The sequence below is a fragment of the Streptomyces sp. NPDC087844 genome (assembly GCF_044742785.1).
GTDB lineage: Bacteria > Actinomycetota > Actinomycetes > Streptomycetales > Streptomycetaceae > Streptomyces.
Genome location: NZ_JBIUVD010000022.1, coordinates 125514 through 148271, shown reverse-complemented (window position 1 = coordinate 148271; position 22758 = coordinate 125514). Strand labels below are relative to the sequence as shown.

The following is a 22758-nucleotide window of genomic DNA, read 5'->3' as shown; positions in this document are numbered from 1 at the left end:
TCGACGAGGTATCGACAAGGTGTCGGCAAGGGCTGAAAACGGCCACCCCTGATGACTTTTGACACGTCCCGACCGCATCATGTGCAGGTTGTTGTCTCACGATGCGGTCGGGGTTGACGTGGCCATGGGGAAGAACGGAATACGTGCGGCGGGTGCCGTGGCGGGCTGCGCCCTGCTGCTCGCCGGTTGCGGCGGGCCGGACGGCGGCGACAAGGCCGCCGCCGACCGCGGGCCCCTCACGGTCGCCAAGGCTCCCGCCCGGATCCCCGTCCCGCTGGGCCGGGGCAGCGAGGTCGACAGCGACTTCAACGGCGACGGGCACCGCGACCTCGTACTCAACGATCTCGTGAAACGTGACACGCACGGGGACGACGCCGGTATCGGGATCGTGTACGGCTCGGAGCGCGGACTCGTCCCCGGCGCACGGCAGTTGCTCAGTCCGGCGCAGCACGCGGCCACCACCAAGGGGCAGTCGCCCGCCGTCTTCGACGCCGAGGCGAGCTGCGACCTGGACAAGGACGGCTTCACCGACCTCGTCGTCTCGACCGACCCGCCGTACGACGGACAGGGGCAGCCGCCGGTGCCGCTGCAGATCCTCTTCGGTTCGGCCCGGGGCCTGTCCGGCAAGGCGGTGAAACTGGCGATCCCCGCGCAGGCCCGTTTCGGCAACGACTGGCCGGACCAGCCGGTGTGCGGCGACTTCGACGGCGACGGGGCGGCCGACCTCGTCGTGCACGCCTCCGACGGCCACCTCAGCCAGCTGCGCGGCCCCTTCACCCGCAAGGGAGCCCCTAAGGCGGCCGGCGCGCCGCTCGCCTCGCCCGGCAACGCCCCGGCGCCCCCCGCCGTGGACGTCGACGGCGACGGCTACGACGACCTGCTCGTGCGTACGGCCGAGGGGTCCGGCACCTCCGACTCCTCCCTCGTCCTGGGCGGACCGACCGGCCCCACCGGTACCGCGGTCGCCCTCCCGAGGGGTGTCGACGTCGCCTTCGGCCAGTTCGGCAGGGGCAAGGGGCTCGACGCGGCGATCGGCACACTGCGCGGCACGGCCCTGCGGTACGAGGTCCCGGGCACCCTGCGCGCCGAACTCGCCGTCGCCGGTACGGTCCTGGACGCCGGGGACTTCGACGGCGACAAAGTGAGCGAACTGGTCGCCAGCGGTTCGCGGTTGAGGATCCTCAAGGGCCGCTCGGGCGGGCTTTCCACGTCCGGCATGGTGACCGTGCAGCCGCCCGCCCGGGGAACCACCCGGGTCCTGACGGTCGCCGACTTCGACGGCGACAAGCGGGCGGACCTGGTGGTGCGCACCTACCGCGGGGACACCGAGGACACGATCGCCGTGTACCCGGGCGCGAAGAAGGACCTGATCGCGCGGAAGCCCGGACTCACCTTCTCCACCTCGGAGTTCCTCGGCGCGGAGAGCTGAGGCGCCGCGCCGGCTTTCCGCGGGCGGCCGTCGCACTGCTCGTCGGCGGTCGCCGCTGCCTGCTCACGGGGTGCGGCGACAGCTCCCCCGACGGCCCCGCCACGCCCACTTCCAGGCAACCGATCCATCAGAAACCCCTAAGAGCTGTCCCGCCCTCAGGCGAAGACGCCGGCCGTGGCGACCTCCACTCGCCTGCGCGCGGTCCGCTGGTCGTCACGGAACCGGTCGACACCCCATGACAGCGTCGTGACCAGCTCGAACACCTCGTCGGCGGTGATGGTCCCGATCGCGTCGCCCGAGGACTTCGCCTCACCGAGGAGGGCGTCCGTCCGCGCGAGCAGGGGGTTGCACGCGACGTTCATGGACGACTCCGGGTCCTGATGGGCGGTGGCGACGCAGTACGGCAGGTCGTGCCAGATGCGCAGTTTCCAGGTCAGCCGCACCAGCCACTCCGCGAGGGCCTCCCGCGGACCGAGCGAGCGAGCCAGTTCGTCCGCCTCGGTCAACGCGATGTCGATGGAGTCCTGCATCACCGCGGCCAGCAGGTCGTCCCGGGTCGGGAAATTCCGGTAGAGCGTCGCGTTCCCCACGCCCGCGCGAAGGGCGATGCCGTCGAGCGAGGCGAGTACCCCCTCCTCCTCGAAGGTCTCCCGCGCCGCGCGGAGGATGGCCTCGCGGTTGCGCTGGGCGTCCGCCCGCAGCGGACGCGCCGCCTTCGCGGTGGCACCTCGGTCAGCAGCCATGCCCACCCTTCCTTGACTAAGCGGGGAGTGTCCCCACATACTCATTCGGGGATAGTCCCCACTTAGTTCTGGAGTATAGATGAACCAGTCACTCGACGGCCGGACAGTACTCGTGACGGGTGCCAACGGCGGACTCGGCGAACAGTTCGTGCTGCAGGCGCTCGAACGCGGAGCCACCAAGGTCTACGCCGCCGCGCGCACGCCGAAGCGCTGGGACGACCCCCGGGCCCAGCCGCTGCCCCTCGACATCACGGACTCCCGCGCCGTCGCCGCCGCCGTCACCGCCGCGCCGGACGTCGACCTCCTGATCAACAACGCCGGTATCGCACCCGCCGGCGATTCCATCGCGGGGCCCGAGGACGAGCTCCACCGGATCTTCGAGACGAACTTCTTCGGGACACTCCGCGTCGCGAACGCCTTCACCCCGGTGCTGGCCGCACACGGCGGTGGCACGCTCCTGAACATCCTGTCCTCGGCGAGCTGGGTCAACGTGCCGACCGGCTACGCGGCGTCGAAAGCCGCGATGTGGTCGGCGACCAACGCGCTGCGGACGCAGTTGCAGGGGCAGGGAACACAGGTGATCGGCCTTCTCGTCGGCATGGTCGACACGCCGATGGCGGCACGCTGGGACGTTCCGAAGGTCAGCGCCGCGAGCGTGGTCGCACAGGCCTACGACGGAGTCGCGGACGGCTCGATCGAGGTACTGGCCGATGAACCGACGCGCCACCTGAAGTCCCGGCTGAACACCAGGGCCGAGGAGTTCTACCCGTGGCTCGACGAACAGCTGCGGTCGTTCGTGCCGTAACCCTGCCCGCCGAGAGCGTCTTACAGGGACAGCGGCTCCGAACCCGACACAACCCCGCACGTACTCCAGGTGTCACACAGGTGAACCGAGCGAAACCGTCCGATCCGGCCACCCGGCCACCTGTTTGAAGCCATCCCAGCCCCTGGAGTCCCCCGTGCGCATACGGACGTACGCCGCCCTCGCCGCCACGGTCGCCGCGGCGGCGACCACGGCCCTCGCCCTCCCTCCCACGGCGGCCGCCGCCACCCCGCCCTCCCCCTCCACCAGCGACTTCAACGGCGACGGCTACCCGGACCTGGCCGCGGGCGTGCCGGACGGCGCCGTCGGTGGCAAGGCGAGAGCCGGGTACGTCAACGTCGTGTGGGGCGGCAGGAAGGGCATCGGCGCCCACGGCGGCATCCGCGTCACGCAGGCCACCGCCGAGGTACCCGGCACCCCGGAGGCGGGCGACCGCTTCGGCGCCTCCGTGGCGCTGGAGGACCTGAACGGCGACGGCATCGCGGAACTGCTCGCCGGCGCCCCCGGCGAGGACATCACCGGGCGCGGCACGGACGCCGGCGTGGTCGTCGTCGTGGGCGGCGCGAAGGGCGGCCCGGGCCCCGGAGCCAACGTCACCACGGGCCCCGCCGCCTCCGCCGCGTACGGACTGTCCGTCGCCGCGGCCGACCTGACCGGCGACGGCAGCAGGGACATCGTGGCAGGCGGCAAGGACAAGGTCGTCCTGCGCACCGCCGACGGCCTCGCCGCGACCGTCGTCAGCGGACCCATGGGCGGCCGGGCCCCGATCCTGACCACCGGCGACTTCACCGGAGACGGCGCGGCGGACCTGGCGGTCGGGTACTGGGCGAACGACCCGTTCACCCAGTCGCACGTAAGGATCTGGGCGTGGGAGAAGGCCGAGGAGTCCCTGGCCAACGTGTGGAACACCGACAACTCCGGTGTCTCCGCGCTCGCCTCCGGCGACTTCGACGGCGACGGCCACGCCGACCTGGTCCTCGGCGAGTGCCGCGAGATCGCCGACGAGAACATCGACGACCCGTGCGGCCCCGAGGAGTACGCGAAGGGCGGCGGCATCCACGTCCACTACGGCGCCGGCTCCAGCGGCTCCTTCGGCTTCCGCCATCAGACCCTCAACCAGGACACGGTCGGCGTACCGGGCGTCGCCGAGTCCGGCGACCGCTTCGGCGCCGCCCTCGCCGTGGCCGACCTCGACGGCGACGGCCGCGACGACCTGGTCGCGGGCGCCCCCGGCGAGGCGATCGGCACCCGGGCGGGCGCGGGCGCGGCCACCGTGCTGTTCGGCACGGAGGACGGCCTGGCCGACGAGTCCGGCGACAGCCGCGCGGTCGCGTACAACCAGGGCACCCCGAGCGTCCCGGGCGCCGCGGAGGCGGGCGACGCCTTCGGCGCGGCTGCCGCGACCGGCGACCACGATCACGACGGCAGGCCGGACCTGACCGTCGGTTCCCCCGGTGAGAACGTCAACTCCGGTGGCCTGTGGGTGTTCCCGCACGCGAGCGCCGACGGCTCCTACGCCCTCACCCCCGCCCGACTGGGCCTACCCGCCCCGACGAGCGCGCTCACCTACGGAAAAACCCTGAGCAGCCTCTGACGAAACGTCTGGCAGACCCCCTAGGGGATGTCACAGGTCGGCCGCAAAGCCGGGTCCGATGCCCCGGGCCCGGCACGTGACTCTGCGGGACCAGGTACGTTCGATTACGTGGCTGGATTCAGGATCGGACGCGGCCGGGACAACCGCACGCAGCAGGCGCCTCCGCAACAACAGCGGCAGCAGCCGTACGGACAGCAGGCCCCACAGGGCGGCCCGTCGTACGGCTATCCCCCCGCGCCCGGGGCCCACCCTCAACAGCCCCAGTACGGCGGTGGCGGCGGCAACGGCCCGCAGCAGTGGCCGCAGGGCAACGGACACCCCCAGGGGAACGGACACGGGGAGCCGGAGTACTTCGGCGACCCGGGCCATCCCCCACAGGGCCGCCACCCGCAGGGCCGGCCACCGCAGGGTCATGACCCGTACGCGGCCAACCAGCCGGGGCACACGACGGCGTTCTCGGTCGGCGAGGACCCGTACAACCAGGGCGACACCTACCGTGCGGGCAGCACTCCCGCGCCGCCCGTCGGCCCGCCCCTGCGCTGGAAGGAACTGCTGAGCGGCATCGTCCTGCGCCCGAACCAGACCTTCCTGCACATGCGCGACTACACGATGTGGGGCACCGCCCTCATCGTGACGTTCCTCTACGGCCTGCTGGCCGTCTTCGGCTTCGACGGCGCCCGCGCGGACGCCATAAACGCCACCCTCGCGAACGCGGTCCCCATCGTCCTGGTGACGGCGGTCGCGATCGTGCTCAGCGCGTTCATCCTGGGCGTGGTCACCCACACCCTGGCCCGCCAGCTCGGCGGCGACGGCGCCTGGCAGCCCACGGTCGGCCTCTCCATGCTGATCATGTCGCTCACGGACGCGCCGCGCCTGGTCGTCGCGATGTTCGCGAGCGGCGACGCACCCTTCGTACGCATCCTGGGCTGGGCGACCTGGGTGGCGGCCGGCGCGCTGTTCACGCTGATGGTCGGCAAGTCGCACGACCTGCCGTGGCCCAAGGCCCTGGGCGCGTCGGCGATCCAGCTGATCGCACTGCTGTCGATCATCAAGCTGGGCACGTTCTAGGAACCCCGCACGCGTCCTGCGTACCGGAGGCCGGCCGCTCGCGGTCCGGCCTCCGGGCATGTCCGGCCCCGGGCGGGACCATACGGGTGCCCGGCCCGTCCCGGGGGAGCACCATGGACGTCATGAACGCCATGGACGCCACGGACGTGACAGACGCTACAGACGAACGCAACGCCCTTCCAGAGGTCAGCGCACCCGGCCGCGTGGCCGCCCCCGACGAGGGGATCGGCCACGAGGAACTCGCCCTCGCGGCCCGCAACCACGGCCTCCCCCTGGAGGCCCTGCGCTACGACGTGACCCCGCCCGGACTGCACTACATCCTCGTCCACTACGACATCCCGGCCGCCGACGCCGACACCTGGACCCTGAAGATCCACGGCCGCGTCCGTACGCCCCTGACCCTGGACCTGGCCGCCCTGCGCGCCCTCCCGCCGGTCACCCACCGCGTGACGATGGAGTGCGCGGGCAACGGCCGGGCCCGGCTCGCCCCCCGCCCCGTGAGCCAGCCCTGGCTGGTCGAGGCGGTCGGCACGGCGGACTGGACGGGCGTACCCCTGCGGACGCTGCTCGCCGAGGCGGGAGTGGAACCGGACGCCGTCGAGGCGGTCTTCACGGGAGCCGACCACGGAGTGGAACGCGGCGTCGAACAGGACTACGCCCGCAGCCTCACCCTCGCGGACGCCACCGCCGCCGCTCCGGGCCCCGAGGTCCTGGTGGCGTACGAGATGAACGGGGCCCCGCTGCCACCGCAGCACGGCTACCCGCTGCGCCTGATCGTCCCCGGCTGGTACGGCATGGCCCATGTGAAGTGGCTGACCGACATCGAGCTGACCGACACCCCTTTCACGGGCTTCCAGCAGGCGGTGGCGTACCGCTTCCGCCAGTCCCCCGACGAGCCCGGCGACCCGGTCACCCGTATCGCCCCGCGCGCGCTGATGATCCCGCCCGGCTTCCCCGACTTCATGTCCCGCACCCGGGTCGTACGCCCCGGTCCCGTGCGGTTGGAGGGCCGGGCCTGGTCGGGCCGCGCGCCGGTCACGAAGGTCGAGGTCAGCGCGGACGACGGCGCGTCCTGGCAGACCGCCGAACTCGCCGCGGCAACGGGCGGTCCATGGTCCTGGCGCCACTGGCACACGCCCTGGACGGCGACCCCGGGCCGCCACGTCCTGACGGCCCGCGCCACGGACGCCGAGGGCACGTCCCAGCCCCTCACCCAGCCGTGGAACCGAGGAGGCTTCGCCAACAACGAGGTCCAGCGGGTCCCGGTGGTCTGCCAGTAGCCGCGGCTACCGCCACAACCGCGACCGTGTTCAGGCGGCGGCCTCCACCAGCGCGTGCCGGGTGGTCAGCCACACGCTCGCGCCCGGCGCGACGCGCGCCTGCCGCGGCCCGCGGAACCCGAGGTGCCGCAGCTGATCCCCGTGACGGGCGGACAACGTGATCGCGACGGCTGTGGCGTCCTGGTCGTCGACGACCCGCAGCCCCGGAGCCAGCAGCCCGTCGACCACCGTACGGTCCCAGGCCTCCGTCTCGTCCGGAACACAGACGGCGAGCAGCGTCCAGTACGGCGTCGACCGATCGGGCCCTGCCGCCTGCAGCACCCTCGACAGGAACGGGTGCTGCGGCAGGCAGAAGGCGGGTTCGGCAGCGGAACGGCCGGTGGGGATCTCACGGGAGAGCACGCTCCTGAGGTGCGGGCCGGGGGGATCGGTGCCGGTTCCGGGCGGCAGCCAGATGGCGGCGGCCAGCAGCGTGCCGTCGTCGTCCCGCTCGGCCACCCACACCTGCCCCCTCTCCAGGGCGTGATGGGCCAGCACCAGCCGCATGGCGCGCTGCGCCTGCTCCGAGTGCCCGGCGGAGCTCTGCGTGATCAACCGCACCACGGCGGGTACGTCCACGAGTCCGGCGGCGCGCACCGCGGCCCGTACCGGAATGTCGAGAGTGGTCATGGTCATTTTCTACCTTCACTACCTTTCAGAGAGCGGCCCGGCTCATGCCGGTGAGGTTGACAACGCCGGTCAGTTCGCCGACGCCTTCGGCCGCTGCCTCCTGGACAGAGACCCCCTGCTGCGCTTCGGCCCGGGGCAGGCTGAGCAGGAGCACGCCACGGGCCGCCGCACCGGCACCAACGAGGGCCAGGAGGCCCCCGAGCCCGCCGAACGCTCCCCACTGGACGCCCTCACCGAGCAGGGTGATGCCGATGGCGGACGCGGCGACGGGATTGACCAGGGTGAGCACGGCGAGCGGTCCGCCGAGGCCACTGCGGTACGCCTTCTGCGAGAGCAGCACCCCCGTGGTGGCGAACCCCACGGTCAGCACGGCCACCGCCACGAGGCTCCAGCTCGACGTGGGCCCGACGGCGAGCTTCTGCGCCAGCGTGGAGCCGACCCCGGAGGCGATGCCCGAGGCCGCCGCGAAGGCGAGACCGCCGCCCGGAGTGGCGGAACGACGGCCGGAGGCGAATTGACGGCCGGAGGCGAAACGAACGAGCGCCACGACGGCACCGGCGGCGGTGAGCGCGACAAGAAACACCTCACCGGTCCCCAGGGTGTCGACCGGCACGCCGCCCGACGCGGTGGCGGCGAGCAGCGCGGCGAGCCCCACGAGGGTGAGGGCGGTCCCGCGCCACTGCCTGCCGGAGGTCCGGCGGCGGGTGACCAGCGAACCGAGCGGGACCGCCACCACCAGACTCAGCGCGCCGAGGGGCTGCACGAGCGTCAGCGGCCCGTACCGCAGGGCCACCACGTGCAGCAGCGCCCCGCCGCCGTTGAGGGCGACGGATCCCCACCAGGAACCGCGGCTGAGCGCGGAGCGCAGGCTCGCGGCGCCGGCGGCGGTCCGTTCCTGGAGCACGGCGGCGGTGGCGTAACAGACGGCGGAGACGAGGGAGAGGGCTACGGCCATCAGCACACTCATGCCGCTCCTCCCCTCCCCCTGACCGACCGGCGGGCCGATCGATACGAAACGGTTTCGTACACACAAACTACGGAACCCGAAAGCGAAACGCAAGCGTTTCTCTAACGGACCGACGGACCGACGGACCGACGGGTCAGCGGGTCAACGGACCCAACGAGCCGATGTGGGCATCACCCGACCGGACCGGGCACGGACTGTCGGGTCCGGCAAGGTGCGACGTTCCTAACGTGGAGGACGCAAAGGAAGGAGGCCGAGTTGCTGGAGCGACTGAACGAGGCTCTGGAACACATCGAGTCGCGTCTCGATCAGCCGATCGAGGTGACCGAACTGGCGCGGATCGCGATGACGTCGGAGTACCACTTCCGCCGGCTGTTCTCCGCGCTGGCGGGGCTCCCGCTGTCCGAGTACATCCGGCGCAGACGGCTCACCGTGGCGGGCGCCGAGGTGCTGGCCCGGGAGCGGACGCTGCTGGAGATCGCGGTGCGGTACGGCTACGGCTCGGGGGAGGCGTTCGCACGGGCGTTCCGCGCGGTGCACGGCGTGGGCCCGGGCGAGGCCCGCCGAACCGGAACCGCACTGACCTCCCAGCCCCGGCTGTCCTTCCGTCTGGTCATCGAGGGGAGCAGCAGCATGCGATACAGGATCGTGCAGAGAGAGGCATTCCAGGTGGTCGGGAAGAAAATCAGGGTCCCGCTGGTCCACGAGGGGATGAACCCGGAGATCGCGAACTTCATCCGAAGCCTCACACCGGAGACGATGCGGCGGATCGCCGCCCAGTCCGACCTCTCCGACCTCTCCGCCCTCTCCGATCAGGAGCCGCGGGGAATCGTGGGGGTGAGCGACAACCTCGACCCGAGCAGGGCGGAGGGAACGGAACTGGACTACTACCACGCGGTGGTGACGGGCACCGGGACCACACCCCCGGAGGACCTCGACACCCTCACCGTCCCCCCGGGAGCGTGGGCCGTCTTCGAGAGCTCGGGCCCGTTCCCGCTGGCACTCCAGCACATGTGGCGGGACGTGTTCACCCAGTGGTTCCCGTCCAACCCGTACCAGAGCAGGCCGGGCCCGGAGATCCTCCGCACCCACCTCTCCCCGGACGCCACGGAGGCGGACGCGGAACTGTGGATCCCGGTGGAACGAACAACACCCTGACCGAGCGACGGCCTGACGTCCACGGGGCGGGGCAGACACTCGCCCCTGGACGTCAATCCGAACGTCACCCTGGACGTCAGGCGTCGAGCACCTGCCCCGCCCGCTTCACGACGGGCGGCTCGACGCTCCAAGGGAAGTCGATCCATTCATCGGAATTGACGTCTTACACTTGCCTCTCTGAGCCGCGCCCGAGGGGAGCGGCGTGGCCCGAGGGGGGGGCAGGATGCACGGATACCCGCACCTGGAACGCGGCATGAGAGTGCTGAAGGTACGTCGGATCAGCCGTGACACAGAGTCCAGCTCATCACTGGACCGGCAAAACCAGGACCAGGACGCCGCTCTTGCTGGCACAGGTTGCCCTGTGGTGGGGGACGTCGTTGACGCCACGGTGTCCGGCTCGGTCAATCTGGCCGACCGGAAGTCTCTGGGCAAGTGGATGAGGGAACCGCTCTGGAACGAGTGGGACGCAATCATGGTCTCCGCTCTGGACCGGATCACCCGTGACCAGTGGCATTGGGAACAGTTCGCACAGAAGTGTCATGAGGCCGGTAAGGAAATCATCTGCCTTGATGATCCCGCACTGGATATCCACACTTCCGACGGCCGCCTCATTGCCTACGTCAAAGCCTCTCAGGCACAGAAGTTCCGGGAGACCATTTCTAGCAAGAGGAAAAACCAGACTGCCTCTTTCCGTAACTCAGATCTCTGGGGTGGCGGCGCCTGGCCATTCGGGTACCGACCTGCCCCAGTAATGCAGGATGACGGGAAACTCCGGTACAAACTCTTTCTGGACCCTGTGACGTCTCCTCTCGTCCGGGAGGCATACGAACGGCTCGTAACCGAGAACTGGTCTATGGGCATGGTTGTCCGAGACTGGAATCAGCGGGGAATCCTGACACCCAAGGATCATCAGCGGAATGTGAACGCCGACAAAAAGAAAGCAGGAACGCAAGCTAAGGTCCGGGGTTCCAAATGGATGACTAGCTCTCTCGGTGCAATTCTCCGTAAGCCGACCCTCAAGGGGATCGCAGTACACAAGGGAGATGAACTACTTCGGAAAGGTCAGCCTGTCAGGTGGGCCGAGCCCATCCTCACTGACGATGAATTTGACCAGCTACAAAAGGTACTGGAGAACCTGAGCAGAAGCCGTAGCGGGATCCGGGGGAACAGTGATCCCACGTCCGGACTGTTTCTATGCCCCTGCGGAACCAAACTGTACCCAGACAAAGCAGTGTCATCTGTTCGCAAGGATGGCAGCAAGAAAGTGAACCACTACTTCAGGTGCGGGTCCCGAATCCTTCGGGGGGAGTCTTGCGCTTTCCGTACTTCCTGGCGACGAGACCTCTTGTTGCCTGAACTTGAGTCCGGATTCCTTCATCGGCTCGGAGAGAAGGAAGTCATGGTTCGAGAATGGGTTCCCGGAACAGACCACCGCAAGCAGATCAAGGAACTCACGTTGGCCAATGAGAACCTACTGGCCGCGATCAAGACTGCGACTAACGCACTGGTTCTTGGCTCCTTGACCGAGCCCATGGAAGAAAACGCAGAGCTACTGACCAAGCTCGAAGCAGAGCCGTTCAGGCCGGGCTACTGGACCGAACAGGGAACGGGAGAGACTTACGGCCAGAAGTGGGAGGCCATGTCGTCGTGGGACGACCGAGGGCCGTTCCTGCGGAGTTCAGGGTTCCGTCTCATCCCCCTAGCAATTAGCTCCAAGTCGAAGCCAGCTTTCATCCTGGTAGCACCCGAGGACATCACAGCCAATCAGGGTGAGTACGAGTCCAAGGAATACGACCAAGCCGCTATCGAGAACTTCCGAGAGGTGATTAATGGCCTCCTCGAAGCTCAAGAAGATGAAGCGGGATTTAGGAACGAGAGGCACATGGAATACGACGGCATCTAGCCTTTCACCTCTCAGATGGGCCCCGGCTTTCGAGTCGGTGCCTTTCCATTTACTCAGACCGCGTTTGAGATCTCGTCGTAGGACAATCGGGCGGTGACGCGATCCCGAAGCCGTAATCGCTCCCTTGAAGAGCTTGAACGCGATCGCTGGCCAGCTCTTCCGGCCGACGCCACGCGTCTTGTCGCTACTGCACACGCCTTGCGGCGTCGGCCGGTCGGCGAGCTGACAGTCGAGGGCCTGCGTCTGTTGATCGGGCAAGACATAGGACTGCCCTACCTCCTGCCGCTGGCTCTGAAGGTGCTGCGGGACAACCCGATGGCAGAGGGGGACATGTACGAGGGTGATCTGCTGTCCGCGGTCCTCACCAGAAACCTAGCGGTCTGGACCGAGTCTCCCGAACTTGGCCGAGAGCTTCGTGCGATCGTCTCGGAGTTGACTGACCTGCCACCTGACCTGCAACAGAAGATTGAGCGGTTCCTGATCCTGTAGCGCACTGACGCCGGATGTCGCCCATAGAGGGGCAGACCGGCGTATCTATGGAACTTCTCGCAGGAGCGGGCGCGGGCCCTGCCGTGCCGCCGGTCGGCCGCGGGTGAGGCGGCGGACCATGAGGCCGATCATTGCCCAGCGGATCATGGTTTCGGACCGGGCCGGGCTGGTCTCGTCGTCCCGGGCGAGGCGGCGGTGGGCGGTGAGCCACGAGAAGGTGCGCTCGATCGCCCAGCGCTTGGGCTGGGCCTGGAAGCCGCGCTGGCCAGGATCCTTGCGGACGATGTCCAGCTCGCGGCCGAGGATTTCGGTGGTCCAGTCGACCAGGCGGCCGGCGAAGCCCTGGTCCGCCCAGATCTTCCGGATCCGCGGGTGGTCAAGTCGAGTCCACAGCAGCGGCCGCTTCGCGCCATCGCGATCCTGGACACTGGCCGCGACGACATGGATCGCGACGAGCAGACCGAGGGTGTCGGTGACCAGGAACCTCTTGCGGCCCTTGATTTTCTTGCCTGCGTCGAAGCCCCTGGTCGCCGCCGGGACCGTGTCGGCAGTGCGGACGGACTGCGAGTCGATCAGCCCTGCGCTCGGCTCTGCGTTTCGACCGTCGGCTTCACGGACCCGACCGCGCAGGATGTCGTGGACGTGCTCGACGGTGCCATCGTCGTGCCACCAGGTGAAGTACCAGTACACAGTGGGCCAGGGCGGGAAGTCCTTCGGCAGCTGCCGCCAGGCGCACCCGGTCCGCACCACGTAGAAGATCGCGTCCACGATCCGCCGGCGTGGGTGCTTCTCCCGGCGCCCGCCCCTCGGTCCTACCCGCGCTGGCGGCAGCAACGGCTCCACCAACACCCACTGTTCATCCGTCAGGTCCGACGGATACCCGCCCCCAACACAACTCACGTAGGGATCAACGACCACCCCAGCTCTCAGGCACGGCAGATCTCAAACGCGGTCTCAGAGGCTCTGACAAATCTACAGAAGGGCTGGTTCCATCACCACAACTGGGCCCGAATGGGTCATCTGATCCCTACATAGCCCCCGGCATCCAACCGGGGGTTTTCGTGTGTCACGGTGAAGATTAAGGAATCCAGCATTTGGACAGATTCAGCCATAAGTGACTCCTGGCCAGTAATTGCAAGGGTACGTGATTGTGGTCACACCCTTACTTTGGAGAGATTTTGGCCCCTCCTTGAACCACGAGAACCCGTACAGGATCTCAGACCATATGACGTCCCGATCAGCGTAATGCGCGTTTCCGGGTACCCCCCCTCCCCCTGGACGCTCATACACACAAACGCTGCGAGAAATGCACACACGAACTTCTGTGCTCGATCAACGAGCGAAGCAAGCAAGTGCTAACGCTTCCGAAAGCCTGTCTGCGCCTTGATCTCAGTTCACGTGACGCCTTGATTGGTCGACTGTCAGATGACAGCCCAACATTGCCGACACAGAACCTGAGTGGAGATGCCTGCCGTAGGGCGCCCGCACGTAGGCCGGTGGCGGAGCGACCTGAAAGCCAGAGAGGGCACGGGAGCCCTCAGGGAGGGCCCAAGGAGGGCACGACCGGCACTCGGTACCGGGGAAGGCCCTGAGAGGACGACAGAGGGCAACACAGGAGACCGGGGGTCCTGCCGACAAGCCACTACCCCCAGACATGCCAAAGGGGCCGACTCAAAGAGCCGACCCCCAGGGGTCTTACTCAGTACCCGTCCGGACCATCCGATTGGAATTGAAGGAGGGGCCCCTCCCCCTCCCTATTCAAGGAATCCCAGCTCTCTAGCTTTAGCCAAGTGATTCTCAATGGTGCTGGAATCTTAGGGAGGAATGAATCCGAGTGATTCGGAATCAGTTCTTGATTGGAGTATTGAGTCTGACTATCTCACTCCGGTGAAATTCCGGCATGACTGGTAATTGAAACGAGGAAGCCCCGGACCTAACCGGGGGCCTCTTCTTTGTTTGATGAGGGTGGCTGCTGTTTATCCGTGGGCCGTCCCTTTCCCCTAGGGGTAGGCGCCTTCTTTACCCTCGCTTCCCTCGGGAAATTAGGGTCCAGCATGGTAAGCGACATGGCAGGGGCAATAGGAGCCAGCACGTAAACGCCTCCTACGGGCACTCACCGTAATGACGGTATGGGCCAGGAGCCGGGGCACCCGACACTCTTTCGATGGCGACTCGCCACACACGCTCCAGGCTCTTGAATTCCTGCCTGCAATCGGCGCACCTCTCACCTCTTGGAGAGTAGGTGACGTAATCGCCCTGTCGTACGTTGGTGTCTGCTGTAGCTGCCATTCCTGACTCCTCTCGCTGAGGATTCATGTTCTGGCCGGTCGCTGGGACGTAGGAACCTCCCTCAATCCCCACTTCGGGACGTCCCAGTGGGGGTAGAACGTCCCTAGGGGACGAACGGGAGGGGGTGGACGCCATGGCTGGCAACGAGCGGCTACGGGCGACACTGGCAGCAGGCGGCTGGACACATGCAACTCTGGCTGAACAAACGGGAGTTGCTCCCAAGAGCGTCGAGCGATGGGTGAACCTGGGGAGGGTTCCCAGGAGAGCTACAGCCGTCAAGGCGGCTGAGGCACTGGGAGAGGACATCCATGCACTGTGGCCAGCCCTGAGACAGGCCCGGTCGGCACGGGCCGTGAGCCCTGAGCTAGTGGCCCTCTACGAGCAGCGGGCAGACCTCCCGGTGTCCGTGTTCATCGACCTTCTGTCGTCGGCACAGGAACGGGTCGACGTGCTTGTCTATGCAGCCGTCTTCCTGCATGAGGCGTACCCCCGACTCAATGACCTTCTGAGAGAGAAGGCAGAGGCAGGGTGCCGGGTGCGTATCTGTCTAGGTGACGCCGACTCGTCGAACGTCCAACTCCGGGGCCAGGAAGAGAAGTTCGGGCACGGAATCGAGTCACGGTGCCGTCTGGCACTGCTCCACTACCGGCCCCTGATCGGGGTCCCAGGAATGGAGATCAGGACCCACGGGACAACCCTCTACAACTCGATCTATCGAGTGGATGACCAAGCTCTGGTCAACGTCCACGTCTGGGGCGTGAACGCGTACGGAGCGCCGGTGTGGCACCTCCGCCGCACAGAGGGCGGGTCGATGTTCAACACTTACGCCGAGTCATTCGATGCCGTCTGGTCGACGGCTCAGGAGGTCACCCGTGGGACGGACTGAGTACTACGACGATCCTTCGGCCCCTGAACCCAACAGCTTGGTTGTAGCGGCCTCTGCCGTGGTGACCGACGACAAGGGGCGCATCCTTCTCCAGAAGCGTTCAGACAGCGGCCTGTGGGCTCTGCCGGGCGGCGGCATGGAGATGAGCGACAGCCTGCCTGGTACAGCCGTCCGGGAGGTCAAGGAAGAGACAGGGTTGGACGTAGAGATCACGGGTCTCGTCGGCACGTACACCGACCCTCGGCACGTGATCGCGTACAGCGATGGGGAGGTACGCCGCCAGTTCAACGTGTGCTTCCGGGCCCGGCTCGTTGGCGGGACCTTGGCTATCTCGGATGAGTCCCTGGAGCTGCGATGGGTGGCCCCTGAGGACCTGGAGAGCCTGCCCATGCATCACACGCAACAGCTCCGGTTGCAGCACGCCACCGAGGGGCGAGAGGCCCCATACCTGGGATGAACAGTGCCAGCCGACACGCCGGGGCTGCCGTCTCTCCACACACGCAGAAGCCCTCACCCGAAGGTGAGGGCCAAGGGCTGTGACCTGGGATTACGCGTCCAAAACGGTGGTGTGCTTCCTGGTGATGGGCGGCTCAACCGACCATGGGAAATTAATCCAGACTGAGCCATCGGTGCGCTTCCACACGTACTCGCACTTCACCAAGGACTGCGACTTCTCGTAGACAACCGCGGAGCGAACCTCGGCGACGGCGTCGACGCAGAAGTCGTACACGAGCTTCAGCGTCTTGCCGGTGTCGGCCACGTCGTCCGTGATCAGCACCTTCTTGTCGGAGAAGTCGATGGCGTTGGGGACGGGCGCGAGCATGACCGGCATGTCGAGGGTGGTGCCGACGCCCGTGTAGAACTCGACGTTCACTAGGTGGATGTTCTTGCAGTCGAGGGCGTAGGCGAGCCCGCCGGCCACGAAGACACCGCCGCGGGCGATGCTGAGCACGATGTCGGGCTCGTACCCGTCGTCGGCGATGGTCTGGGCAAGCTCACGGACGGCGGTGCCGAACCGCTCGTACGTCAGATTCTCGCGTACACCGTCCACGTCTTCGCCGCTCACACCTGGGTCCGATGGAAGTTGAGGAAGGAGCGGGAGGCGGTCGGGCCGCGCTGCCCCTGATAACGGGACCCGTACCGGTCGTTGCCGTACGGGAACTCGGCCGCCGAGCTGAGCTGGAACATGCACAGCTGCCCGATCTTCATCCCCGGCCATAGCTTGATGGGCAGGGTCGCCACGTTGGACAGCTCAAGGGTCACGTGCCCCGAGAACCCGGGGTCGATGAACCCGGCGGTGGAGTGCGTGACGAGCCCGAGCCGCCCGAGCGAACTCTTGCCCTCAAGCCGGGACGCGAGGTCGTCGGGCAGGCTGACGACCTCGTACGTACTCGCCAGTACGAACTCCCCGGGATGCAGGATGAACGGCTCGTCCCCCTCGGGCTCGACGAGCCGCGTCAGGTCCGCCTGCTCGACGGAGGGGTCGATGTGGGGGTAGCGGTGGTTCTCGAACACCCGGAAGTAGCGGTCGAGCCGCACATCGATGCTTGAGGGCTGCACCATGGATTCGTCGTAGGGGTCGATCCGCACACGCCCGGCGTCGATCTCGGCCCGGATGTCCTTGTCAGAGAGAAGCACGCCCCGAGGATACGCAGAGCCCGCGGGCCCGCCACAATCCGGTGATCGTGGCGGGCCCGCGGGCTCCTGAACTACTGACCGCTGCCGGCCTAGCGCTTCTCGAACTCCACCGGTACGACGTTGCGGAGCCTGGTGCAACGGGGACAACGGATCAGCCGGCCAGGACCGAGCCGATCGGCCTGCCGCATCGGAAGCGATGCGGTGCTGAACACGTGCCCCTCGGCACAACGGACGACGGTGCTGCGTTCCATCAAGTCCTCAGAGTCCCTTCCCCAAGAGCCGCGTCTGACTGAAGAGGAAGCCACATTACGGGATGAAAGGGACGGCCTTCCAGGCGGCACTCCGATCCCGCCCGACCCCTCTCCAGGTCCTCCACCGTACGCCCCAACTCCTGCGCCTCGCAGCCCCGTCCACCCCCCGAAACGCCCCAGAAACACCACTGGGCCCCACGGCTTCAGCGCCGGGGGCCAGGCATGAGGTATGGTGAATCCGCGTTTCCGACACCGGCACGAACGACACGAATCCGGCGTCTACGCGGGTGTAGTTTAGTGGTAGAACATCAGCTTCCCAAGCTGAGAGTGCGAGTTCGATTCTCGTCACCCGCTCTTATCGCTCTTATTGAAGCCCCAGGTCAGCGGCCTGGGGCTTTTACGCGAGCGGGACTCTCCCGCACTTTCTGGCACGTGCCGCGCTCGAAGATGGGGCATACGGAGGGCACGAGTGCCTTGCGGGTGCAGCCCGCCCACGTTGCAGCACGGAACTGATTTGCGACTTCACGTCAGCCATGAGCAGGTTCGCGTGGTCGGAGCACTCAGCCTGCCCGTCCCGAACGACGCCGGACGCCTACCGCTCATCGCGCATCTCGACAAGAGGGGCGCAACTTCCTTGCGGGAGCCGGCGCTTGGCCGCCGAGGATCTCGCGTCAGAGCGGAAGGTCGTCCGGGAGTACCCGGAACGCCTTGTGACGGCCCAACGGCCGTACGGCCCGGAAGTCCCTTCGGTCGAGGGTGAGAATCGCGTCGGTGTCGTAGTCGGCGGCGAGCGCCACGTTCACCGCGTCGGCCAGGTCCAGGTCGAGCGCGCCGTAGCGGACTCGGACGGACTGCGCGGCGCCCAAGTGGTCTTGCGTGATCTCGGGCATGACGATCCGACCCCGGCTCATCCACCGCCGCAGGTCATCGATCGCGCTGATGGCGGCCTCCCGCCCAAGTTCGCGCGTGGCCACGTGATCGAGTTCCGCCAGCAGGAGCGGGGACATCACCAGGAGACCAGCAGCCATGATCGCCTCGTTCGCCGCTCCGTGTTCCGGGTGTGTCAAGTCGAGAGCGGCCAGGAGGCCGGACGTGTCCGCAATGACGATGATCACGCGACGGTTCCCGGGTCTGTCTCGCGGCGGACCGCATCGGCGATCGCGTCACGGACCTCAGGCTTGGTCGGCGTACGCCCCGACCCCTCGAACGTCCGCGAGAAAAGCGGCTCGTCCCAGACTCGGTTCGCCATGGCCGCGAGATGGATCCCCTGCCGGATGATCTCAGCCTCGCTTATGCCCCTCCGCTTGGCCGCCTCCTTGATGATCGCCAGGTCTTCGGGGTCGGCATAGACGTTCGTACGCTTCATGGACATGTACCAAGAGTAGTCCATGTACTGGATTGATGTATAAGTTAGCTACGGACCTCCACTGCCCGCGCCGCAAAGCTCAGCGCGGGCAGTGGCAGTGGCAGGATGCCGACCGTGCTCGGCCCCTTCTACGCCTCAAGTTCCCTCAGCGGCGGGTGGAGGCTTCCAGCCGACCGGACATCTCTTGGACCACGGCGAGGGACAGTTCGATCTGGGCCACCCAGCGCGGGATGTCGGGCGACGCCGCAGACCGGGACGGGTATCCAGAGTGATCACGGGTATTAACGGCGAACTTCGTGGTCGTCGCCGTCACGAGCGGCCCTCGTGGTCGGCGAAGACCCGGTCGACCATCTCATCAACGTGATCCAGCAGGTTCCTCAGCTCGGTGGTCTTCGCACGGACGGAGACAGCATCCGCGAACTCCTCGTTGCGGATGTAGACAATCGGCCGCATGTCCCCGCCCGAGAGGGCGACCATGCCGGCCTCTAGGACCCGGTAAGATGTATGCCCAGGTCAGAGGTATAGCCTCCGCCCAGGCGCCGTCGCTTCCCAAGCTGCAAGTGCGAGTTCGATTCTCGTCACCCGCTCTTATCGCTCTTATTGAAGCCCCAGGTCAGCCGCCTGGGGCTTGTTCATTGATAGGTCGTTTCGGCGTTCTCCCCGCGCCCCCGCGCCGGAAGAATTGGGCACGCGGAGGGCCAAACCCCTTGCGGGTGCAGTCCGTCCACGTTGCAGCACGGCCGCCCGGCGACGTCCGAAGGCCCCGTGTTCGCGGAACCCACCATCCACCACTTGTCGGGCGGCAAAAGCCCGTCAGTTGACGTCGTGGATGTTGTGCTCGGTCAGGTCGGACGCGTGCCGGGCAATGGTGCCGTACTCCGCGTCGTCGTGGAGGACAGCCAAACCGTGGTGGGCGGCAGTAGCGGCGATGACGAGGTCCACTGTCGAGGCACTGCGATGCTCCCCGGCCTGGGCCATCCGGTGTTGCACCGCGCTGATCCAACGCCCCGCGTTCTTCGGTACCGCAGCGTCGGGGTAGAGGTCGGAGAACATTTCCGCGACCTCGTCGTACTCACGGCTGTTTCGGGCGCTGTACAGGAACTCGGTGCGTTGCACGTAGCAGGACGCGATGGCACCGGCATCGATCGCGTCGTACCAGGCCGATTGCAGTTTTGGATCGCGGAGCAGCCGGACCAGGCCGGACGTGTCGAGCAGGTAGATCACCGGCTGTGCTTCTCCGCCCGGTGCAGACGCTCGGCATCCTCGACGGCACCCCACGTACGGGCACGCTCGAAGTGACGGCCTATGCGCGCCGCACGCTCCTGCTGCTCGGCGTAGAAATTCAGAGCGAGATTGACCGCCTCCTTCTTGGTCCGGACGTGAGCCAGAGCCATGGCACGCTCCAAGGCGTCGTCGTCGATGTCGATCTGGGTCACGGACATACCGTGCCTCCCGCGCAATGTTGGTGATGTACATAGAAGAGTATGTCACCAACATTGCAGGATCCACCTGTCAGCTCCGGTGTATGCAGTCGCGACGGAGCCTCCTAATGTGCCCCACAGACGATGCGGTTCGGTCAGCACAGGCGCTGCGGGCTGTACGGCACGACTGCTGGTCACTCGCGTGCCCACAGCGTGCCCACAGCGTGCCCGTAAGAGCGGACAAACACGGTAACCAGCAGTGCCACCCAGCACTCACACCTGTGGCGACAGAACGAATCCGTGCGGCTCAGAAGCCATGTATCGGCCCAAGCGCCGTAGCTTCCCAAGCTGAGAGTGCGAGTTCGATTCTCGTCACCCGCTCCACACCCGCTCCACACAAAACCCCCAGGTCACTGACCCGGGGGTTCGTTGTTGGCTGGACCGGTGGGCGGGTGGCGCGCCACAACCGCACCATAAAAGCCGCGCTATGGCTCAATCGGATTGCGTGACCGGGGACCGCATGCCGAGCCACTGCTCAGCGCCCCAGGCCCGGAACCGCTCTTCCTCGGTGAAACCCAGCTCTGCCGCGAGGCGCATCGAGCCGACGTTGGCGGTCTGGGTGGCGAGCACCACCGGCTCGCCGGGAAGGACGCCGTCGAACCAGTCGAGTGCCGCCACGCACGCCTCGGCGGCGGATCCGAATCCCCGCGGCAGGAACAGGTAGCCGAGATCGGCTTTCCCCGCAGCAGCCGGGCGATGATGCTCCGGTGCTCTCCTGAGCAGGATCTGGCCGATCATCGCCCCGTCGAGATCGACGACGAAACTCCCCGGCCACCGCTCGGGCACCTCAGGCACCTCGCGCTCAAGCTCGTCACGCGGCCGGGGGCCTCCGAGGTAGGTGTGCACCTCCGGCGAGGCGAGCAGCTCGACGAACGCCGCCCGGTCTCGGTCCTCGGGCTCGCGGAGCACGAGCCGTTCGGTTCCGATCGGGGCGGGTGGCCAGGCCACGGGTCCGAGTTCAGTCATGGCGAGCAACCTATCCCTCGCCCACGAGAGCGATCCGAAAGAGAAGGCCCAGTTACCGGTGGGCCTCTCCTTCCGCGTGGCGATGAGGAGAGTCCGGCCACCTCGTCGATGAACAGCACGATGGGGGCCGGTCGTTCTCTCTCGGGCAGTCCCCAGATGTCCGAGGTGATCGACTTGCCCGGGGTGCCGGGCGCGATGCCCTGTCGGTCTTTGATCAGGTCGTATCGATCCTCCATTTCCTTCACGAGCACAGGAGGCAGCTGAGCTGCCTGAACCGGGTCGGTCGCCAGCGCGGAGAGCCGGGCAGCGAACGGCACCAGCTCCACACCGCGCTTGCAGTCGATACCGACCAGGACCACCGGCTGAGCAGCGAGCCCGGTCAGCCGGTTGCACAGGAACATGGACTTGCCCGACAGCCTGGCGCCGGGGCCAGTTGCAGGCCGGTCGTGGTGGGCCGGAGCATGCCCCGCCGCGGGGAGGCAGGCATGCTCAATGCCGCGCTGCGCATCGCGGTGGAGGACCGGGTCCTGCAGCCCGACGGCCCGACCGGCCCAACCGGCCCAACCGACCCGACCGGCCCGACCGGCCCATCTCTCGGCGAAACCCTCGCTCACGCTCCGCAGGTAATGACCCGGCTCCTCGATCCGGAAGCTTCCGTGGCTCTCGGCTCGGCCCAGAGGCGGATTGCTCACCGCCCGGCGACAGCCTCCTCTCCGGGCCACAGCCATGACCTGGCTCCCGCCCGCCGACTCCGGCAGCGTCGCGACCGGCCGGTGATGAGCACGGCTCCGCTTCCGGCGCGGCAGGACCTACGCTGACCCCCGTGAGACAGGCAGGCAAGAGGAAGGATGATCGGCGATGACGCCCCTGATCAGCGGGGACCCGGAGTCCGTAGGCGGGTACACCCTTCTCGGTCGGCTCGGGGCGGGCGGCATGGGAGTCGTCTATCTGGGAGTCTCCGCCTCAGGCCGGCAGGTCGCCGTCAAGCTCGTACACGGGTCGTACGCTCAGGAGGAGGAGTTCCGAACGCGCTTCCGGCAGGAGATCGCGGCAGCGCGCAGGGTGAGCGGCGCCTTCACCGCGTCTGTCGTGGACGCCGACCCGGACGCCGACCGGCCGTGGATGGCGACGCTCTACGTGCCGGGGGCCAGCCTTGCCGAAGTCGTGGAGAAGGACGGCCCGCTGAACCAGCGGGAACTGCGCGCGCTGGGGCTGGGGCTCACCGAGGCGCTGCGCGACATCCACCGGGTGCGCCTGGTGCACCGGGACCTCAAACCGAGCAATGTCCTGATGACCGAGGACGGGCCGCGCGTCATCGACTTCGGCATATCCCGGACTTCCGACAACCAGAACCTCACCATGACCGGGCGTGTCATCGGCACTCCGCCCTTCATGTCGCCGGAACAACTGTCCTCTCCCCGGGAGGTCACCCCGGCCTCGGACGTGTTCTCGCTGGGATCACTGCTGGTGTTCGCGGCCGTCGGCACGGGACCGTTCGACGCCGACACCCCGTACATGACCGGCTACCAGGTGATGTACGAGGCTCCGGACCTCGACGGGATACCCGAGGCGCTCGTGGGCATCGTCGAGCGCTGCCTGGACAAGGACCCGGCCGCACGGCCTGAGCCGGCGGACATGCACCGCATACTCCTGGCGCTGCCGGAATCCGACGACGCCACCGCGCTTCCGAAGACCAGGGAGTCCGCGAGACCCCGGCGCCGCCCCACTCCTCCGGGCGCGGCCACCAGCTCCACCAGCTCC

General features: G+C 67.5%; 23 protein-coding genes, 1 tRNA gene and 2 pseudogenes. 12 read left to right on the top strand and 14 right to left on the bottom strand.

Annotated features, from left to right (window positions below; translation table 11 throughout):
• Positions 1 to 124: 124 nt before the first annotated feature.
• On the top strand, positions 125 to 1429 hold the full coding sequence (locus ACIOKD_RS33415) for an FG-GAP repeat domain-containing protein (RefSeq protein ID WP_402091528.1): 1305 nt from the start codon (positions 125 to 127) through the stop codon (positions 1427 to 1429).
• Between the two features lie 155 nt (positions 1430 to 1584).
• On the opposite strand, the gene ACIOKD_RS33410 is transcribed toward ACIOKD_RS33415, so the two are convergent.
• Positions 1585 to 2172, bottom strand: a complete 588-nt coding sequence (locus tag ACIOKD_RS33410) for a TetR/AcrR family transcriptional regulator (protein WP_402091526.1) — start codon at positions 2170 to 2172, stop codon at positions 1585 to 1587.
• A 79-nt stretch (positions 2173 to 2251) separates the two neighbouring features.
• On the opposite strand from ACIOKD_RS33410, the gene ACIOKD_RS33405 reads away from it, so the two are divergent.
• The 4 genes from ACIOKD_RS33405 to ACIOKD_RS33390 all read left to right on the top strand — a co-directional run bounded on the left by ACIOKD_RS33405 (position 2252) and on the right by ACIOKD_RS33390 (position 6937).
• Entirely contained in the window at positions 2252 to 2977 is a 726-nt protein-coding gene (locus tag ACIOKD_RS33405) for an SDR family oxidoreductase (RefSeq protein WP_402091524.1), read from the top strand.
• Positions 2978 to 3131: 154 nt separating this feature from the next.
• Positions 3132 to 4589, top strand: coding sequence for an FG-GAP-like repeat-containing protein (locus ACIOKD_RS33400; protein ID WP_402091521.1), 1458 nt, complete (start codon positions 3132 to 3134; stop codon positions 4587 to 4589).
• A 27-nt stretch (positions 4590 to 4616) separates the two neighbouring features.
• Positions 4617 to 5657, top strand: coding sequence for a Yip1 family protein (locus ACIOKD_RS33395; RefSeq protein WP_402091518.1), 1041 nt, complete (start codon positions 4617 to 4619; stop codon positions 5655 to 5657).
• A gap of 131 nt (positions 5658 to 5788) precedes the next feature.
• Positions 5789 to 6937, top strand: a complete 1149-nt coding sequence (locus ACIOKD_RS33390) for a sulfite oxidase (RefSeq protein ID WP_402091576.1) — start codon at positions 5789 to 5791, stop codon at positions 6935 to 6937.
• 30 nt (positions 6938 to 6967) lie between these two features.
• On the opposite strand, the gene ACIOKD_RS33385 is transcribed toward ACIOKD_RS33390, so the two are convergent.
• Positions 6968 to 7606, bottom strand: coding sequence for a hypothetical protein (locus ACIOKD_RS33385; protein WP_402091516.1), 639 nt, complete (start codon positions 7604 to 7606; stop codon positions 6968 to 6970).
• Positions 7607 to 7631: 25 nt separating this feature from the next.
• Positions 7632 to 8573 carry a hypothetical protein gene (locus tag ACIOKD_RS33380; RefSeq protein ID WP_402091514.1) on the bottom strand — a complete coding sequence of 314 codons (942 nt, stop codon included), beginning with the start codon at positions 8571 to 8573 and terminating at the stop codon, positions 7632 to 7634.
• Between the two features lie 255 nt (positions 8574 to 8828).
• Between ACIOKD_RS33380 and ACIOKD_RS33375 the strand changes: the two genes are divergently transcribed.
• Complete coding sequence (locus tag ACIOKD_RS33375) at positions 8829 to 9728, top strand: GyrI-like domain-containing protein (protein ID WP_402091511.1); 900 nt, start codon at positions 8829 to 8831, stop codon at positions 9726 to 9728.
• 76 nt (positions 9729 to 9804) lie between these two features.
• On the opposite strand, the pseudogene ACIOKD_RS33370 reads toward ACIOKD_RS33375, so the two are convergent.
• Positions 9805 to 9882, bottom strand: a pseudogene (locus tag ACIOKD_RS33370) (phosphoribosyltransferase); the annotation flags it as partial.
• Positions 9883 to 9981: 99 nt separating this feature from the next.
• On the opposite strand from ACIOKD_RS33370, the gene ACIOKD_RS33365 reads away from it, so the two are divergent.
• Both ACIOKD_RS33365 and ACIOKD_RS33360 read left to right on the top strand, forming a co-directional pair.
• Complete coding sequence (locus ACIOKD_RS33365) at positions 9982 to 11631, top strand: recombinase family protein (RefSeq protein WP_402091509.1); 1650 nt, start codon at positions 9982 to 9984, stop codon at positions 11629 to 11631.
• A gap of 93 nt (positions 11632 to 11724) precedes the next feature.
• Positions 11725 to 12120: a contact-dependent growth inhibition system immunity protein gene (locus tag ACIOKD_RS33360; RefSeq protein ID WP_402091506.1), complete on the top strand. Its 396-nt coding sequence runs from the start codon at positions 11725 to 11727 to the stop codon at positions 12118 to 12120.
• A 45-nt stretch (positions 12121 to 12165) separates the two neighbouring features.
• Here the strand turns inward: ACIOKD_RS33360 and ACIOKD_RS33355 are convergent, their stop codons facing one another.
• Complete coding sequence (locus tag ACIOKD_RS33355) at positions 12166 to 13059, bottom strand: IS5 family transposase (RefSeq protein ID WP_402091575.1); 894 nt, start codon at positions 13057 to 13059, stop codon at positions 12166 to 12168.
• Between the two features lie 1483 nt (positions 13060 to 14542).
• Between ACIOKD_RS33355 and ACIOKD_RS33350 the strand changes: the two genes are divergently transcribed.
• A complete protein-coding gene (locus tag ACIOKD_RS33350) occupies positions 14543 to 15295 on the top strand; it encodes a helix-turn-helix domain-containing protein (protein WP_402091504.1) in 753 nt (250 codons plus the stop codon).
• The gene (locus tag ACIOKD_RS33345) at positions 15282 to 15752 is read left to right on the top strand and encodes an NUDIX domain-containing protein (protein WP_402091502.1); all 471 of its coding nucleotides are present in this window, start codon (positions 15282 to 15284) and stop codon (positions 15750 to 15752) included. Before ACIOKD_RS33350 ends, ACIOKD_RS33345 begins: the two co-directional genes overlap by 14 nt.
• A 90-nt stretch (positions 15753 to 15842) precedes the next feature.
• Here ACIOKD_RS33345 and ACIOKD_RS33340 read toward each other — a convergent pair whose 3' ends face one another.
• Positions 15843 to 16346, bottom strand: a complete 504-nt coding sequence (locus ACIOKD_RS33340; protein WP_402091574.1) for a phosphoribosyltransferase — start codon at positions 16344 to 16346, stop codon at positions 15843 to 15845.
• Positions 16347 to 16357: 11 nt separating this feature from the next.
• Positions 16358 to 16933, bottom strand: coding sequence for a dCTP deaminase (gene dcd / locus ACIOKD_RS33335; protein WP_402091499.1), 576 nt, complete (start codon positions 16931 to 16933; stop codon positions 16358 to 16360).
• 534 nt (positions 16934 to 17467) lie between these two features.
• Between dcd and ACIOKD_RS33330 the strand changes: the two genes are divergently transcribed.
• Positions 17468 to 17538 (top strand) — tRNA-Gly (locus tag ACIOKD_RS33330).
• Positions 17539 to 17855: 317 nt separating this feature from the next.
• Here ACIOKD_RS33330 and ACIOKD_RS33325 read toward each other — a convergent pair.
• The 7 genes and pseudogenes from ACIOKD_RS33325 to ACIOKD_RS33295 form a co-directional block, all read right to left on the bottom strand.
• Positions 17856 to 18299 carry a PIN domain-containing protein gene (locus tag ACIOKD_RS33325; RefSeq protein WP_402091497.1) on the bottom strand — a complete coding sequence of 148 codons (444 nt, stop codon included), beginning with the start codon at positions 18297 to 18299 and terminating at the stop codon, positions 17856 to 17858.
• Complete coding sequence (locus ACIOKD_RS33320; protein ID WP_402091494.1) at positions 18296 to 18556, bottom strand: CopG family transcriptional regulator; 261 nt, start codon at positions 18554 to 18556, stop codon at positions 18296 to 18298. The genes ACIOKD_RS33325 and ACIOKD_RS33320 overlap by 4 nt, the downstream gene beginning before the upstream one ends.
• 303 nt (positions 18557 to 18859) lie before the next feature.
• Positions 18860 to 19027, bottom strand: coding sequence for a hypothetical protein (locus ACIOKD_RS33315; protein WP_402091491.1), 168 nt, complete (start codon positions 19025 to 19027; stop codon positions 18860 to 18862).
• 336 nt (positions 19028 to 19363) lie between these two features.
• On the bottom strand, positions 19364 to 19774 hold the full coding sequence (locus ACIOKD_RS33310; protein ID WP_402091489.1) for a PIN domain-containing protein: 411 nt from the start codon (positions 19772 to 19774) through the stop codon (positions 19364 to 19366).
• The gene (locus ACIOKD_RS33305) at positions 19771 to 19992 is read right to left on the bottom strand and encodes a type II toxin-antitoxin system VapB family antitoxin (protein WP_402091487.1); all 222 of its coding nucleotides are present in this window, start codon (positions 19990 to 19992) and stop codon (positions 19771 to 19773) included. The genes ACIOKD_RS33310 and ACIOKD_RS33305 overlap by 4 nt, the downstream gene beginning before the upstream one ends.
• A gap of 471 nt (positions 19993 to 20463) precedes the next feature.
• On the bottom strand, positions 20464 to 20997 hold the full coding sequence (locus ACIOKD_RS33300) for a GNAT family N-acetyltransferase (protein WP_402091572.1): 534 nt from the start codon (positions 20995 to 20997) through the stop codon (positions 20464 to 20466).
• 66 nt (positions 20998 to 21063) lie between these two features.
• Positions 21064 to 21422 (bottom strand): annotated as a pseudogene (locus ACIOKD_RS33295) (FtsK/SpoIIIE domain-containing protein); the annotation flags it as partial.
• Positions 21423 to 21855: 433 nt separating this feature from the next.
• Here ACIOKD_RS33295 and ACIOKD_RS33290 point away from each other — a divergent pair.
• On the top strand, positions 21856 to 22758 hold a 903-nt coding region (locus tag ACIOKD_RS33290), incomplete at its 3' end, for a serine/threonine-protein kinase (protein WP_402091485.1).